At 65.6% G+C, this 15,691-nt stretch carries 14 protein-coding genes and 1 pseudogene; 4 read left to right on the top strand and 11 right to left on the bottom strand.

Features of this window, described 5'->3' with window-relative positions; translation table 11 throughout:
* Positions 1-1,314: 1,314 nt before the first annotated feature.
* Complete coding sequence (locus tag SB816_RS19945; protein WP_343719287.1) at positions 1,315-1,683, bottom strand: hypothetical protein; 369 nt, start codon at positions 1,681-1,683, stop codon at positions 1,315-1,317.
* A 183-nt stretch (positions 1,684-1,866) separates the two neighbouring features.
* On the opposite strand from SB816_RS19945, the gene SB816_RS19940 reads away from it, so the two are divergent.
* Positions 1,867-2,814 (top strand): LysR substrate-binding domain-containing protein, encoded by a 948-nt coding sequence (locus SB816_RS19940; protein WP_410547397.1) that lies wholly within the window; start codon positions 1,867-1,869, stop codon positions 2,812-2,814.
* A 42-nt stretch (positions 2,815-2,856) separates the two neighbouring features.
* On the opposite strand, the gene SB816_RS19935 is transcribed toward SB816_RS19940, so the two are convergent.
* Positions 2,857-4,374: an acetyl-CoA hydrolase/transferase family protein gene (locus SB816_RS19935; protein WP_410547396.1), complete on the bottom strand. Its 1,518-nt coding sequence runs from the start codon at positions 4,372-4,374 to the stop codon at positions 2,857-2,859.
* A gap of 239 nt (positions 4,375-4,613) precedes the next feature.
* Here SB816_RS19935 and SB816_RS19930 point away from each other — a divergent pair, with 239 nt between their 5' ends.
* Both SB816_RS19930 and SB816_RS19925 read left to right on the top strand, forming a co-directional pair.
* On the top strand, positions 4,614-5,537 hold the full coding sequence (locus SB816_RS19930) for a LysR family transcriptional regulator (RefSeq protein WP_054501164.1): 924 nt from the start codon (positions 4,614-4,616) through the stop codon (positions 5,535-5,537).
* Between the two features lie 206 nt (positions 5,538-5,743).
* Positions 5,744-8,170 carry a DUF3772 domain-containing protein gene (locus SB816_RS19925; RefSeq protein WP_410547395.1) on the top strand — a complete coding sequence of 809 codons (2,427 nt, stop codon included), beginning with the start codon at positions 5,744-5,746 and terminating at the stop codon, positions 8,168-8,170.
* A gap of 33 nt (positions 8,171-8,203) precedes the next feature.
* On the opposite strand, the gene SB816_RS19920 is transcribed toward SB816_RS19925, so the two are convergent.
* The 3 genes from SB816_RS19920 to SB816_RS19910 all read right to left on the bottom strand — a co-directional run bounded on the left by SB816_RS19920 (position 8,204) and on the right by SB816_RS19910 (position 10,277).
* Entirely contained in the window at positions 8,204-8,917 is a 714-nt protein-coding gene (locus SB816_RS19920) for a hypothetical protein (protein ID WP_410547394.1), read from the bottom strand.
* Positions 8,918-8,964: 47 nt separating this feature from the next.
* Positions 8,965-9,435 (bottom strand): hypothetical protein, encoded by a 471-nt coding sequence (locus tag SB816_RS19915; protein WP_054501161.1) that lies wholly within the window; start codon positions 9,433-9,435, stop codon positions 8,965-8,967.
* A gap of 428 nt (positions 9,436-9,863) precedes the next feature.
* Positions 9,864-10,277: a hypothetical protein gene (locus SB816_RS19910; protein WP_054501160.1), complete on the bottom strand. Its 414-nt coding sequence runs from the start codon at positions 10,275-10,277 to the stop codon at positions 9,864-9,866.
* A 73-nt stretch (positions 10,278-10,350) separates the two neighbouring features.
* Here SB816_RS19910 and SB816_RS19905 point away from each other — a divergent pair, with 73 nt between their 5' ends.
* Positions 10,351-10,641: an antibiotic biosynthesis monooxygenase family protein gene (locus tag SB816_RS19905; protein ID WP_054501159.1), complete on the top strand. Its 291-nt coding sequence runs from the start codon at positions 10,351-10,353 to the stop codon at positions 10,639-10,641.
* A 3-nt stretch (positions 10,642-10,644) separates the two neighbouring features.
* Here the strand turns inward: SB816_RS19905 and SB816_RS19900 are convergent.
* The 6 genes and pseudogenes from SB816_RS19900 to SB816_RS19875 all read right to left on the bottom strand — a co-directional run bounded on the left by SB816_RS19900 (position 10,645) and on the right by SB816_RS19875 (position 15,649).
* A pseudogene (locus SB816_RS19900) lies at positions 10,645-10,898 on the bottom strand (nucleotide pyrophosphohydrolase).
* A 29-nt stretch (positions 10,899-10,927) separates the two neighbouring features.
* The gene (locus SB816_RS19895; protein ID WP_082401834.1) at positions 10,928-11,539 is read right to left on the bottom strand and encodes a PolC-type DNA polymerase III; all 612 of its coding nucleotides are present in this window, start codon (positions 11,537-11,539) and stop codon (positions 10,928-10,930) included.
* A gap of 4 nt (positions 11,540-11,543) precedes the next feature.
* Positions 11,544-11,768: a DUF1653 domain-containing protein gene (locus SB816_RS19890; RefSeq protein WP_006390643.1), complete on the bottom strand. Its 225-nt coding sequence runs from the start codon at positions 11,766-11,768 to the stop codon at positions 11,544-11,546.
* Positions 11,769-11,884: 116 nt separating this feature from the next.
* Positions 11,885-13,354, bottom strand: a complete 1,470-nt coding sequence (locus SB816_RS19885) for a methyl-accepting chemotaxis protein (protein WP_054501158.1) — start codon at positions 13,352-13,354, stop codon at positions 11,885-11,887.
* Positions 13,355-13,832: 478 nt separating this feature from the next.
* Positions 13,833-14,543, bottom strand: a complete 711-nt coding sequence (locus tag SB816_RS19880) for a glutathione S-transferase (protein ID WP_054501157.1) — start codon at positions 14,541-14,543, stop codon at positions 13,833-13,835.
* A gap of 23 nt (positions 14,544-14,566) precedes the next feature.
* On the bottom strand, positions 14,567-15,649 hold the full coding sequence (locus SB816_RS19875; protein WP_410547393.1) for a GlxA family transcriptional regulator: 1,083 nt from the start codon (positions 15,647-15,649) through the stop codon (positions 14,567-14,569).
* Between the last annotated feature and the right edge of the window lie 42 nt (positions 15,650-15,691).

Raw genomic sequence — 15,691 nt, 5'->3', positions numbered from 1 at the left:
AAGGAAGTGAGGTATGTGCTTAGACTTGACATCTAAGGTACTTCACTTCTAGTGAGCACTTGATTTCATTGTGCTTGCGACAGGTTTTAAAAACCAGTCACTGCGCACTCGCATCAAGCGCCCACACTTATCGGTTGTTTAATTGTTAAAGAGCGGTACTGCTAAATTCTGTACTACCAAACTACTTACTGCATCTTCTGCTTTCTTCGGCGATTTCGCTTTCGCGTCGATCGCTGTGTCAGCAGCAGAGAAACGAGATTATGAAGAAGTTTTTATCGTTTGTCAAGTCAGCGTTGTTTGCTTCACTTCGCTACCTTGCCCACGACCTCTTCAGGTCTCACCAGGTTCGCACCCGGCTTTCTCTTTAGCAGCTATCGAAATATCAGGGTTAACCCTAAGTTTTCGGTAACTGCCAAGCCTGAAACTATAACACAACTTTTGCAGATTATGCAACCGGCTTTTGCCTAATTTGCATCCTATCTTGCAACCCCGCCGCTCCGTGAATCGCTTCACTTCGCAGCAGCCCCGAATCGCTCCAGAGGTTGGTTACCGCCCAGTCGGCTTGCAACGCTGCTCAGACCACCCTATCGGGTAAACCCTGATTCGCCGTCACCAGCCAAGCCCAAGACTATAGCACAATTTTTGCAGATCGTGCAACTGGCTTCTGCCTGATTTGCACCGACTTACGCAAAATTCGCTGGCCGCCGGTTCGAGAGAATCATCGCTGATTCACCGCCTTGCTGCCCTGCGGCAGATTCGTCGCCATAGCGCCGAATCCGTTGCACTTGCCTGGCTTCGCGGCTCACAAAACTGCGTGAACTGCGAAGGAGCGAGACTATAGCACAGAAATTTGGCTTGTCACGCCGGCATGACACTCGTTTTGCAGAAAGATGATGATTTCCACGCGGCAAGGCCCGGGGATCCCCCGTGGCGAAGGGGTATGGCCCTGATCCCCTCCCTCTCCTACGAGAATGCGAAAGGGTCGCCGGCCACGGAAGCCTGGAGGGGAACGGCTCCCCCCTCGCCTTCCTCTATATATATATATGGAGAGAGCTATCTCCTCTCTAGAGAAAGCTCTCTTCTCTCTATATAGGGAAGGGCGCGATACGTTCAGATGGCTGGGGTGGAGCAATGGCGCCCGGAGACAGACGTCTCGCTCCCTTCGAAGACACCTGCGCGCTCTTTGTGGGTGTCTCCCTCATGCTTCATCTCTTGGGGCGGCCATCCGCCATGGGGACCGCCTCTCTGTATAGATATAAGGCCGGGAATCGGGGCTGATGGTCTCATCGCCCCCTTCCCGGCCAGGCGTCCACATCACCAGCGCAGGCTGTCGATGCGCGTGATCCGCTTGAGCGATTGCTCAACCGTGGCCTGATTCACCAGCCATTCCGGCGCGCCCACGTCCTTCAGCATGTGGACGTCCATCTCGTCCGCGAGGTTGCGCAGGACCCGGTCGGCGCGCCGTGCGCGATAGGCGTGCCAGAGGCGGGCAATGAAGCCGCTCGACGGCGCGGCCGCGCCGTTGAGGGCGGCGACGGGGGGTTGCAGGTTGCGCGCCACCGGTTGGGGAACCGGGATAGCCGGCGCCACGGACGGCGTGATCTCGGGCGCGTGAGTCCGCGCAGGCGCCGGGCAAGCGGCGCCGAAAGCGGGAGAGGTCTGGATGCAGGTTTGGGCGGACATGGCTTGGCTCCTCGATTCAGTCCGTTTTGGTAAGCGTATTCGCCCAAACCGGCGCTGAAAATCGAATTGTTTTACCCAGGACGGTCAGCTAAGCTAACCAATCGAATCATTCCCTCTGTGGGGCGGCCTCGCCTTCCTGGACGGAGTGCCCGTGAAACTCCCTGGCGTCCCGCCCCCTTTCCCATGCGCCTGCCCCTGAATACCCTGCCCGCCTTCCGCGCCGTCGCCGAACTACAGAATCTGCGCGCGGCGGCCGAGCGCCTGCACCTGACCCACAGCGCGGTCAGCCAGCAGATCAAGGGATTGGAAGAACAACTGGGCTTCCCCTTGTTCGAGCGCAGCGGGCGGGGCATCGTGCTGAACCCCGCCGGCGCCGCGCTGTTGTGCAGTGTGCAGAGCGCCATGGCGTTGCTGGACGAGGGCCTGATGGCGGCGTCGGCCGCCGCGACCGGCAGCGCGCAGCGGCTGCGCGTATCGGTGCTGCCCTCGTTCGCGCAGCGCTGGCTATTGCCGCGCATGACGCGCTGGCACAAGCGCCACCCGGACCTGTCGCTGCAGATCGAGACCTCGCAGCAGGTCGTGGACCTGCTGCGCGACGGCTTCCACGCGGCGCTGCGATTCGGCCGCGGCCCGTGGCCGGGCGTCGAGTCCGAGCCGCTGTTCGACATGCCGTTGCCGCTGATCGCGCTGGCCTCGCCGGAAACGGCGGCTGCATTGCCCGACAACACGCCCGAGACGCTGGCGCGGCAGCCCCTGCTGGGCGAACGCGATATGTGGCAACACTGGTTCAACGCGGCCGGACTGAGCGTGCCGGTGACGCCAGTCGCCACGTTCAATGATGCGGGGATGATGCTGCAGGCGGCCGAGCAGGGCCTGGGCATCACCCTCGGCCGCGAGTTGCTGGCCGCGGACGCGATCTGTGCCGGACGGCTGGTGCAGGTTTCGCCCGTAACGGTCCATTATGAGCAGGCCCAGACCTATCACCTGGTCTACCGGCCGAGCCTGCGCGACTGGGCGCCACTGGTGGCGCTGAAGCAATGGCTGCGCGACGAACTGGAACGCTCCAGCAAGGGCCTGGTGACCGCCGCGCGCCATGACGCGGTCAAGGCGGCGCGGGACGAGCGGGCGTAGGCTGCCGCCGGCCTGAGCGTCCGGCGGCGGACAGGCGCAAGGTCAGGCGACCTTGCGGGTCGCGGGGGAAACCGCGCGCATGGTGTCGGTCTCGTTGAAGCGCTGGTGCCACGCGAACGCCTCTTCCAGCAGATGGGGCGTCTGGCCGCCGCGCTCGCAGGCCCGGTCAAAATAGTCCTGCAAGGCCTGGCGATAGGACGAGTGCACACAATGCTGGATGATGGCGCGGGCGCGTTCGCGCGGCGCCAGACCGCGCAAGTCGGCCAGCCCGCACTCGGTGACGAGCACGTCCACGTCATGCTCGGTGTGGTCCACGTGGGACACCATCGGCACGACGCTGGAGATGTCGCCGTTCTTGGCCATGGACTTCGACACGAAGATCGCCAGGTGCGCATTGCGGGCGAAGTCGCCGGAGCCCCCGATGCCGTTCATCATGTGCGTGCCGCCGACATGGGTGGAATTGACGTTGCCATAGATGTCGAACTCCAGCGCGGTATTGATGGCGATGATGCCAAGGCGGCGCACGATCTCCGGGGCGTTGCTGATTTCCTGCGGACGCAGCAGGATGCGTTCGCGGTAGTGATCGATGTTGGCGAGGATCTTCTCGTACACCGGCTTGGATACCGTGATGGACGAGGCCGAGGCGAAGGCCAGCTTGCCCTGGTCGAGCAGCTCGATGGCGCTGTCCTGGAGCACCTCGGAGTACATCGTCAACCCGTCGAAATCGGACGATTCAAAACCATGCAGCACAGCGTTGGCAATGGTGCCGATACCGGCCTGCAGCGGCAGCAGCGAATTGGTCAGGCGGCCGGCGTCCACTTCGCGGCGCAGGAACGCATTGATGTGCGCGGCGATGGCGTTGGTCTCGGCGTCCGGGGGCAAGGCGTTCGAGGGGCTGTCGGGCTCGTGCGTGATAACGATAGCGGCGATCTTGTCGGGATCCACCTCGATGAACGGCTGGCCGATTCGCTGGTCGGGCGACACCAGGCCCATGGGCTCGCGGTTGGGGCGATCGGCCGGCACGTAGATGTCGTGCAGGCCTTCGATCGCGGCCGGCACGCCCAGGTTCAGCTCGATGATGACGCAGCGCGCCTGTTGCGCGAACGAGGCCGAGTTGCCCACCGACATGGTCGGGACGATCGCGCCGGTCTCCGTGATGGCGGCGGCTTCGATGATGGCCACGTCGACGGGGCCGATGTGGCCGGCGCGCAATTGCTCTGCCGTCTCCGACAGATGCTGGTCGATGAAGGCGATCTCGCCCTGGTTGATCTTGCGCCGCAAGGTCGTGTCGACCTGGAACGGCATGCGGCGCGCCAGCGCGTTGGCCTGCGCCAGCATCTTGTCGGTGTCGTGGCCCAGCGAGGCGCCCGTGATGAGGGTGATGGCGAGCGGTTCGCGCCCGGCCCGCTCGGCCAGCGCGGCAGGCACCGACTTACAGTCGCCGGCGCGGGTGAAGCCGCTCATGCCGACGGTCATGCCGTCCTGCACCAGCAGGGCCGCCTGTTCAGCGGACGTAATCTTGGCGCGTAGCCCGGGATGGCGGATACGGTCGGTATGCATGGTGTCTCCAGATTCAAAAGCCGGCGGCTCGCGGCCGGACGTGGCGGCGCCGCCGCTCGCATCCAGGCGCCGTCTAGCGCGGCGTTTCCTTACGCCCGAGAGGCCTGGCAGGCCGGCCTCGGGACGAATTTTCCGCAGTATAGGAAGCGCGAGCAAAATCTCGTAATGACTTAAAATCATCCAATCAATTCGTTTTTTTCATTATTTGAATGTTCCGCGCCTTGCGCAGGAGATGAGCCTTGGACGTGCGCGCCTTGCGGTACTTCGTCGAAACGGTCCGCCATGCCAGCTTTACGCAGGCGGCCAGGGCGCTGTTCGTGACGCAGTCCACCGTCAGCAAGATGATCCGCCAGTTGGAAGAGGAAGCCGGCACGCCGCTGCTGGTGCGCGACGGCCACACGGCCCGCCCCACCGATACCGGCCGCGTGATGTATCAGCGCGGCCTGCAGGTGCTGGAGACCATGCGCCAGTTGAGCGAGGAAATGCGCCAGACGGCAGAACTGCAACGCGGTTCGCTGGAGGTGGGCATCCCGCCCATGATCAACCTGCTGTTCACGCCAGTGGTGAAGCGCTTTCGCGAACTGCACCCCGGCATCCACCTGACCCTGAGGGAGGGCACCGGCCGCGCGGTCGAAGACCTGGTGGCGGGCGGCGAACTGGAGGTGGGCGCCACCATCCTGCCGATCGCGCCCGACAGCGGCCTGGCGACGCAGGCCTTCGGCAGCTATCCCATCTGGGTGATCGGGCCGCCCGACGCGGCCTGGGCGGGCAAGACCTCGCTGCCCTTGAGTGCGCTGCGCGACACCCGTCTGCTGATTCCCACGGACGACTTCGCCATGACGCGGCGGCTGCGCCAGGCGTTTGCCGATGCCGGGCTGCAACCCGGGATCGCGGCGCAGAGCGCGCACTGGGATTTCCTGGTGGCGATGGCATCGGCCGGGCTCGGCGTGGCGCTGCTGCCCGAACCGCTGATGCAGCGGATGAAGACGCGCGGACTCAGCACTGCCAAGCTGGCCAAATCCGGCTTGCAATGGGAGGTCGGCCACATCTGGCAGCAATCGGGTTATCTGTCGTACGCCGCCCGCGCATGGCTGGAGGTCTGCGACGCGGTGCTGGGCGTCCCCCGGCGAGCCCGGGCTGAGAAACGCGCGCAACAGCCCTGAAGCCTCGGCTGCGGGCGCCGCCCGTCCGACGACCGTGGCCGGAATTCCGGATCAAATCCGCCCCCATTTTTTGTTTCTGGCGCCCCTCGATCGCCTCCAGCGACAGCCGGAATCTAACGGGGGACATAGCTGAGTTTTTGTTGCAACGGACCGGGCCGCGGCTTGTTATGCTGCCGCCTCGACGCGATTCCATCGCCCCAAGACTCATGATCCCGAACCCGCAACATCCGCTTTTGCGCGCCCTGCCGCGCCGCCGCTCTTTTGTCGCGCTGATCGCCGGCCTGCTGCTGGCGCTGTGCCTGGCGCCCGCGTTCGCCGCCGCGCCCGCTTCGCCCGCCGAAACCGATGCCATGCTGGCCAGCGCCCGCAAGCAGCTCGACGACATCCGCAAACGCGTCCCGGACGAGACGGACGACGCCGATCTGCTCAAGCAGCGCGGCGATGCCCTCGACATCCAGGCCAAGGCAGACGCCACCGCCGATGCCCTGACGCCGCAATTGACCAGCGTGACGGCGCGCCTGAGCGAACTGGGCGCGCCGCCCGAGGGCGTCAAGGAAGCGCCCGACGTGGCGGCGCAACGCATGCAACTGGAAAAGAACAGCCGCGCGCTGGATGCGCAGATCAAGCTGGCGCGGCTGCTGTCGGTCGACGCCGCGCAGACCGCGGAGCAGATATCGGGATTGCGCCGCACACAATTCCAGGCGCGGCTGGGCGAACGGCGCGACTCATTCCTGTCCGGCCAATTCTGGGCCGAATTCCGCGAGGAATTCCCGGGCGACCTGGAGCGCCTGGTGGCGCTTCGTGACGATCTGGTCACCGCGGTCGGCCAGACGCCGACATGGGGCTGGCTGCTGCTGGCCGCGGCGGCGGCGCTGGCGATCGCGCTGCGCGTCTGGATCGGCCGGGTGCTGCTGCGGCTCACGGCCACGCGCGTGCCGCCCGGACGACTGCGCCGCTCGTTCCTGGCGGTGGCGTTGTTGACGCTGGCGGTCGCCACGCCCGGCGTCATCGCCCTGCTGATCCACATCGGCCTGGACTGGAATTCCCAATTGTCGGAGAACACCAGCGCCCTGCTGGCCAATCTGGTGGCCACGGTCTGTTTCGGCGGCTACGTGTCGGGCCTGGGCTACGCGCTGCTGTCGGCCAACCGGCCGTCCTGGCGCCTGCCACCGGTGTCCGATAAGGTGGCGCACCGCCTGCGCTGGCTGCCCGGCGTGCTGGGCGTGATCGTCGTGCTGATCTGGCTGGCCGAGCGGCTGCCGGTGCTGCTGAACGCCAGCCTGACCACCACCATCACCCTGACCGGCATCGTGGCCGTGTTTGTGATGGTGACGATGGCGGTGGCGTTGTCGATCGGCCGTCGGCTGCGGCGCCGCGCGCTGCGGGAAGACGGCCCGCCCCCGCCCTTCTGGACCTCGCTGCTGCTGACCGCGACCGGCACGGTCCTGGTGATCAGCCTGGCCAGCCTGCTGGCGGGCTATGTGGCTTTCGGCAGTTTCCTGACCAAGCAAATACTGTGGGTCGTGATCATCCTGGCATCGGCCTATCTGCTGGCCGTGCTGATCGAGGACGGCTTCAGCACCTTGCTGGGGACGTCGCATCGCGAAGACAGCGAAGGCCCCAGCCTGCGCGACCAGGCCGCCGTGCTGCTGTCCGGCGTGGGCCGCGTGGCGGTGGGTCTGCTGGCACTGATCCTGCTGCTGGCGCCGTTCGGCGAAGGACCGATGGACCTGCTTCAGCGCTTCGACCAGTTGCGCAAGGGCCTGGCCATCGGCGAGGCGCAGATCCGGCCGGGCGCGGTGCTGCAGGCGCTGCTGGTGCTGGGCCTGTCGCTGCTCGGCGTGAAGATGCTCAAGCGCTGGCTGGCGAACCGTTATCTGCCGACGACGGAACTAGATCCGGGCATGCAGCTCTCGGCCGCGACGCTGTTCGGCTATGCCGGCTTCGTGCTGGCGGTGGCGCTGTCGCTGTCGGCCGCCGGCATCGGACTGGAACGGGTGGCATGGATCGCCAGCGCGTTGTCCGTGGGTATCGGTTTCGGCCTGCAGGCGGTGGTGCAGAACTTCGTCTCGGGCCTGATCCTGCTGGCCGAGCGACCGGTCAAGGTGGGCGACTGGGTGTCGCTGGGCGGCGTCGAAGGAGACATCCTGCGCATCAACGTGCGCGCCACCGAAATCCAGATGGGCGACCGCTCCACGGTGATCGTGCCGAATTCGGAGTTCGTGACCAAGACGGTGCGCAACGTCACGCGCTCCAACCCGCTGGGGCTGGTGCAGATCAAGTTGCCGTTGCCGCTGTCAACCGATGCGCAGCGGGTGCGCGAGCTGATCCTGCAGGCCTTCGCCGACCATGAGGATGTGCTGGACACGCCGGCGCCGAATGTGTTCCTGGACGGCATCGAAGGCGGCAACCTGATGTTCAACGCCAAGGGCTATGTCTCGTCGCCGCGCTCGGCGTACGGCGTGCGCAGCGCGTTGTTGTTCACGCTGCTGCGGAGGCTGCACGACGCCGGGCTGGAGGTGTCGTCGCCGCCCACGATGCTGCTGGCATCCGCGCCTCAGGCCTCCGCCTTGCAGCAGCCTGGCGCGGCCGAGGGGCCGAGCGCCGCGGCCTCGCCCCCCACAACGCCCTGAACGCCAGCAACCGCGATCGCCGCGCACGATCCGTCAGCCCGGCGAATAGAAATCGGCCAGGCCCTGCCGGTCCATGCGCGGATTACGCAGCGTCGGCGCGTTGACCATGGCGTTCTGCCCCGACATCACCGGGTAGGCCTGCGCGACCGGCGCCGGCGCCATGTACTGGGCGCTGGGCGACTGCGGCTGGGCGGGCGCGTACTGCGCTTGCGGTGGCGCGACAGGCGCGGTCTGGGCGACGTTCTGCGAGGGGTTCTCGAAGCGGTGATCCGCCGTGGTCAGCGAGGGATTGGTGCACAGGCCCTGCGCGGTGAGCGCCGCCTTGGTCCGATCATCGGTCTGGCACAGGATGTCCACGGCGGCCGTTTCCAGCCGGCGCGACCGGTCCGGATCCTTGGTGGAGGCGGCTGCCTGCATGGTGCGCTCGAAATTGCGCCGCAGGCTGCACTTCTGATCCTCGACCGGAAACGCCACGTTCATGCCGAAGCCGACCACCGAGCCGCCCCCGCCCGCCGACACCATGCAACTGTCGGAGGAGAACGAACCGTAGAAGCTCTGTGCGCCGATCGGCGGCGCGGTCCGCAGCGTGCTCGATCCACTGTTGTTGGAATTGAGCGTGATGCCCTGGTTGTTGCCGGCGTTGGTGGCCCCCGACGACGCAGAGGTGGTCGCGGCGGATGAACTGGTCTGGGCGCCCGCAGAAAAGGCCACCAGCGACAGGGATAAGGCAAGCGCAAGGGTTTTCATGATGTCCTCTCGACCGGACGGCCGAAGCCGTCCGGATTGCGTGCTGCTCAGTGACCAAAACCGCCCACCGGGCCGATGCCATGGATCGACGCGGTCGCGCCGATCGCACCGGCGTTGAACGTGCCGGTGGCCGTCGCGTTGGTGGTGGTGCTGCCGAACGTGGCGCCGCCGTTGGCGATGCTGTCGCCCACCATGATCGGCGCGTTGCCATGGATATGGCCGTAGGTTTCGCTGGTGGCGTATTGACGCGTGCTCGTGACCACCGTGGTGCCATCCCGGCTGAACGATCCGCCGGCGGTGGCGACGCCCCCCGTTTCACCGAACGACGTCTGGCTCGACGAGCCATAGCCGTTGATCTGAGTCGAGACCACGGAAGTGCCCGTGGAGACCGAGGACACCGTCCCGGTGATGGTGCCGACATGGCCAGACGCGGAAATGCTGGGCTGGCCGGGTCCGCTCGCGTAAGCGGCCGAAACCGCGACGAGGGACAACGTTGCGACTGCTGCGAGCTTTTTCATTTGAGCTCCTCCTGATCCGCTCGATGCGGATGGACAGGTGCCGGTGGCCGACCGGCGCGGACCTTTACCACCCCGACGCAGTACGCCCATACGGCAACGTGGCGTTTGGGACTTTCGTATTGGTACGGAATGATTGCTCCGGACTACGGACGTCGATATCGGTTAAACGGGCGACCGCCTCCCAGAGTGGGAGCGCGAAGACGTAAAAGTTGGCGTGGAATCTGCGAGCACCGCCGCGCGGGCCATGCGTATGGGGGAGACGCCACGCGCGTCGGGGGGAATTGCTGCGCCGCATCTCAGCTCATAGGATGGGGCGGCGAGGCCCGCTCTCGCGCGATTTACCTAGCGCGCACGGCGGCGGGCGACAGGGAGGCAACCTTTAGGCTGACTGTCAGGAGAGCGTGGCGGCCGACGCGCGCGGCGCGGGTTCAACGCGGACGATGCGCGACGATACGTTCGAGCAGACGCGCCGACTCCCAGCGCGCCAGCGCCAGATCCACCGCGACGAGCAGCAGCAGCACGCCGAGTTCGGCCAGCTCCATCTCGGCCCACAGGTGATAGCAGGCCAACAGCGCGATGCCGGCCGCGCCCGCCAGCAAGCAGGGCCAGGCTGGCGGCAAGGCGGCGGGCGCGGCGACGCTGGCCTGGCGCAGCACCAGCCAGGCGATGAGCGGCAGGCCCAGCATGGACAGCGGAATGTAGATCGCAATGGCCGACAGCACCGCAACCACGCTGAACTGGGTCGGCGAAGCCAGCGCCATGAGGGCGAGCGCGGCAACGCCGATGTACCAGAGCAGGCGGGCGGCGACAAGGCGCGGCAGCGAAAGGACGGGGCGGTTCATCGGGGCTGAGTTTTGGGCCATACTACTCCGCCCAGCCGGCCCCTGCCCGGCCTCTTTATCCGGAGACACCATCATGATCCAGGAGATTGCCAGCATCCATGTCCGCGAAGGACAGGAAGCCCTGTTCGAGGCCGGCGTGGCGCAAGCCAGGCCGCTGTTCCTGCGGGCCCGCGGCTGCCACGGCATGGAACTGTACCGCAGCATCGAGCAGCCGCAGCGCTATACGCTTGTGGTGGATTGGGAAACCGTCGAAAACCATATGGTGGATTTCCGGGAATCTTCCGATTTTCAGGAGTGGCGCAAACTCGTGGCGGGCTTCTTCGTCGAGCCGCCCCAGGTGCACCACGAGCAAAAGGTGGTCTGAGGTTCAGGCCGCATCCGGCGGGTCGTCATACTTGCGCGCCCCGCCGCGAAAGCGATCCGCGGGATATCTCGCCGCGTTCCATGCCATCTTGGCCTGGACCGCGGCCGCGATGTCCAGGCCCAATTGATCCGCCAGCGCCACCAGGTACCTGTGCACGTCGGCGACATCGCCAGGTTCCGGGGCGAATGGAACCCTTGCCACTCGCGTTCGGCGGCGAAGGCCCGCACCACCTGCCGGATATGCTCCAGGTCGGACATGAGGGCTCCGTTGAAATGTGGCGCGGCCCTCAGACCGCGGCCAACCTCGAACTGGCCGCCAACGCGACGGCCACCGTGGTGCGCACGTCGGCCAGCGCGCGGTGGGTGGGCTCCGATGCGCCCACGTGCCGCGCCAGCACATCCAGCTTGTGCGAGGGCAACTCGGGCCAGGCGCGTCGCGCCAGGACCAGCGTGCAATGCGTGGCGTTGGCGAACGGCAGGCCGGTCTGAAGCGCGGCGGCGTCCAGGAAGCGGCGGTCGAACGAGGCATTGTGGAAAAACACCGGCAGGTCCCCGACGAACGCCAGGAACGCCGCGAAGGCCTGCGCCACGGGCACGCCCTGGCGGTCGACCTCGGACTGGGTGATGCCGGTGAGGCGAGTGATGAAGGGCGGCACCGAGGCGCGGGTGCGCACCACCTGCGCGTACTCCTGCTCGGCCGCGCCACCCTCGCCAACGCGCACCGCGGCGAATTCCAGGATCTCGCACGACGCGGTCGACAGCCCGGTGGTTTCCAGGTCGGCCACGACGAACGGGCCGCGCAGGGCGTTCAGGGCGGCGGAAACGGCCGCGGACGGCCGGGCGGAAGCAGCGCGCGGCGCCGCGCTGGCCGGCCGCGCACGTCGATAGTAGAAGGCCATGGCCTTACCGCGCCGCAGGCAGCGGTGCGAACCGCGGCGAGCCGTCGGCCAGTTGGCCGAAGAACAGGTCGGCCGGGCGCACCCACAGGCCGCGCGCATGCGGCCACAGGTGCTCGTAGACCACCATGGATTCCTCGGTCTCGGAATGGCGGGCGGTATCAATGTAGCGATACAGGCCGCCCTTGTAATGGCGATGGGTGGCCAGGGCCAGGGCTTCGGATTCGGTCATGGAGAATTGCCGCAAAAAACACGGCCCGGGCCGGAAACTTCCTGCCAGGGCCGACGGGTTCGTACAAGACCGTATTTATAGCGCACTCGGGCGGCGGGCGCGTCGCCGCCCGAGCCTCAATAGCGCACGTACTCCAGCACCGGCTTGGGCGGCAACGGCGTATTGGCGGCTGGGCGGGTCCGCACCGACGGCGCCACCGGCTTGAGCGCCGGTCTGAGCGTGGGGCTGCCCCCGTGCAATTCATGCGCGGCCTGCAGCGCGGACGCCGCCTCGGCCGTCATCTGGGTGATGTCCTCGGTGACTTCGCCCAGCTTGGCCGACTGGGCCAGCGAGACCTCCACCACTTCGCCCATGATCTCGGTGACCCGCCGCGACGACGCGACGATGTCTTCCATGGTGGTCCCGGCCGACTGCACCTGGCGGGCCCCGCTGCCGATCTGCTCGACCGACGTGGTGATCAGCCCCTTGATCTCCTTGGCCGCGGCGGCGCTGTTCTGCGCCAGGCTGCGCACTTCCGCCGCCACCACGGCGAAGCCCTTGCCATGCGCGCCGGCGCGCGCCGCCTCCACCGCGGCATTAAGCGCCAGGATATTGGTCTGGAACGCGATGCCGTCCATCACGCCGATGATCTCCGAAATGCGCTTGGAGCTGTCGGTGATGGCGCCCATGGTGCGAACCACGCCCGCGACGGTCTTGCCACCCTCTTCGGCCACGCGGCAGGCGTCCTGCGCCAGGGAATTGGCCTGGCTGGCGCGCTCGGCGTTCTCCGTCAGGCCCTGCACCGCCACCCGCAGCGTCTGCGCCGCGGTAAACCGCTTGGTGATGTCGGTGGCGAACTTCACCACCTTGAAGGGCCGGCCCTCGGCATCGAAGATCGGGTTATAGCTGGCCTCGATCCAGACATGCCGGCCATTCTTGCCGATGCGCAGGTATTGGCCGGTGTCGTGCTGGCCGCCGCGCAGTTTGCGCCAGAATTCCGCATAGGCGCCGCTGCGCGCCTCTTCGGGCAGCACGAACATGCTGTGATGGCGGCCGCGCACTTCGTCCTCGCGATAACCGACCGCATTCAGGAACAGGTCGTTGGCGCGGATGATGGTGCCGTCCAGCTCGAACTCGATAATGGCCTGCACTTTGGAAATGGCCTCGAGCTGGCCCTCGGTATCCGCCTGGCGCCGCTGCTGCTCGGTAATGTCGATGGCGTACTTGACCACCTTGAAGGGACGGCCGTGTTTATCAAAGATGGGGTTGTAGCTGGCCTGCAGCCAGACGTCGCCGCCATCCCTGCGAATGCGGCGGTAGCGGCCCGCATCGTGCGCGCCCTGGCCCAGTTTGTCCCAGAAGGCGAGATATTCGGCCGATTCCCGGTCCTCGGGCACCACGAACATGCGGTGATGCTGCCCCAGCACCTCGTCCAGTTCATAACCCATGGTGTCGAGGAAATTCTGATTGGCCATCAGCACATGGCCTTCGAGATCGAACTCGATAACCGCCTGCGCTTTATGGATGGCCGCGATCTGTCCGTATAGATCCGCTTTCTGCATGCCGCGCTCGCCGCGCAGCAGGCGTTTGAGGGTAAGCCATTGCATGTTGACGTCTCCCGCAGGGATTGGGACGAGTGTGCTGAAAACCGATGGAGAAACCTTGGCTTGTCTGAAGCAGTTGCTTTGGCGCGCCCCAGGAATCAAACGTCGCATGCCGCGCCGCATGCACACGCTTGCCTGCAGTTCCGTCGCCCGGGTAGCGACGGCAGGTCAGGAATAAGAAAAACGGAAGAATGTATCCATTCGAAAATATTTAATCCTAAAAATGAGCCGCGCTCAATATATTCATTGAGGAAACTCATAAAAAAAACGCGGCGACGGATACCTCAGCGCGCTCCAGGAATAACGCGAGCGTGAATTTCGTTATTAATCAGGGTTAATACGAATCCGCCCCCTTATTTTCATAAATGAGGCGAAGCAATAATGGGCCCGCATTGGCGACGACCCCAATTTATTTAACAAGACGAAAAATGCGTACCGGATCCCGAGCATCCGATGCGCCAACCTCTTCTCCGCGTGGCCTCTATTCCGCGTCGAGCTCGCGATAATGGCGGAATATGCCCTGGCCGAACGGCAGGCGCCTGCCGCTGGCGAAATACGGTTGCAATGCCGGCAGTTCCGCGACGCGCCGGTGCAAGGCCATGACCTTGGGGAATTTCACGGCTTGTGTGCCCATGCGCCGGGGAAAGGCGAACAGCAGCCCGTCGACCAGATGGAACAAAGACAGGTCGGCATAACTCCAGCGTTTGCCACCGGCCAGCCACGCATCGGGCCCTGCCAGCACCCGCTCGAAATATCCCAGGAATTTCGGAATGCGTTCCTCGCGAAAACTGCGGGCGCGCCGCGCCGCCTCTTCCTTCTGGTCCTCGTAATAATCACTGGCCGAAATCGGGTGATGGGTATCGTGCGCCTCGGCCACCATGTCGGCGATGGTCAACTGCAATTGGTTCACCCACAGGCGTCCCGATACCGTGGCGGGCGCCAGGCCATGTTTTTCTCCGAGGAACAGCAGGATGTTGGCGGTCTGCGCCAGGGTCATTTTCCCGGCCACCAGATAAGGCGGCGCGAAGGGCGGCTGCTTGCGGTCCGAAAGCATGTCCTGGATCAGCGCGTCTTCGCCGACGCCCGGCTCGCGGGCACGCTCGCGGTAGGCAATGCCGCCCGCTTCCAGGGCCAGGCGCACGAATTCTCCGCGGCCGGGGATGCCGTCCCAATACCAAAGGTCGTATGTCATGCGTTCTCCTTGCCGGGGCAAGACTACGCGGGAAAGACGCTGATCTCGCCCTCGTGCCGCGCGGCGTGCTGCCCATGGCTCTGCTGATACTGGCGCGGAGATAGTCCGAAATGCGCGCGGAAGTCGCGTGAAAAATGCGCGCCGTCGGCAAATCCGCAATCCAGCGCGATTTGCGTGATGCTGCAGGCATTATTAAGCAACAACCAACTGCCATATTCCAGCCGCAATTGCCGCTGGAACGCCATTGGCGACATGCCCGTGGCCACACGGAAAGCCCTTTCGAGTTGGCGCCGACCGACGCCGACATAACGCGCGATGGCATCCAGTGGCGGCGGGTTATCGATGCGCTGCTCGATGAAATGTGCCGCCTGCCTTACCCGCAAATCCTGGATGCCGGACAGGTCGGTGCGGAAATGCGCCTGCGGCACGCGCCCCGGCCGCGCCCCCTGCAACATCATGTGGCGCATGGCCTGCTGCGCCTTGTCGCGGCCGCAATGGCGCGCCACCAGATACAGTCCCAGGTCGATGGCGGCGGTGGAACCGGCGCACGAAATCAGGTCGCCTTCGTCGACGAACAGGCGGTCGACCACCGCGCGGGTCGCGGGAAAGCGCTCGCGGAAGGTTTCCAGCACATTCCAGTGCACGCACACCGTGCGCGGTCCGATCACGTCGGCCTGCGCCAGCGCGAAGGTGCCCGTGCAGATGCCGAGCAGCCGCACCCGCAGCGCCGCCGCCCGCCGCAGCCAATCGCGCAGCGGTTCGGGCATGCGCCCGCTGGAATAGTCGTTGCCGCCGCAGATGGCGATGTAGTCGAACTGCGCCGGGTCGTCGGGCAGCCCGGCCTCCACCTCGATCGTCAGGCCGGCGCTGGAGCAGCGCGGTTTGCCGTCCCAGCTCATCACCCGCCACGCGGTGTGGATCTGGCGGCTGCGGCCGCCATGGTCGCCGGCCAGCCGCAACACGTCGACGAAACCGGCGAACGCCGCAAGCGTGAACTGGTCCAGCAGCACGATGCCGACAGTCAGGGCGGGTTTTCCCTGAGGCAGGAGCGCGTCGCCGTCTTCATAGGAGACCGGCGAGGACAAGGGTGGCGCGACGGCGGACATGACGCAATTATTCAAGTTTATGTCCCGCGCCTTCAAGCTCGT

The organism is Achromobacter sp. SIMBA_011, from assembly GCF_046535435.1.
Taxonomy (GTDB): Bacteria; Pseudomonadota; Gammaproteobacteria; order Burkholderiales; family Burkholderiaceae_B; genus Achromobacter; species Achromobacter dolens.
The sequence above is the reverse complement of the archived record's forward strand: the minus strand, read 5'-3'. Positions and strand labels throughout refer to the sequence as shown.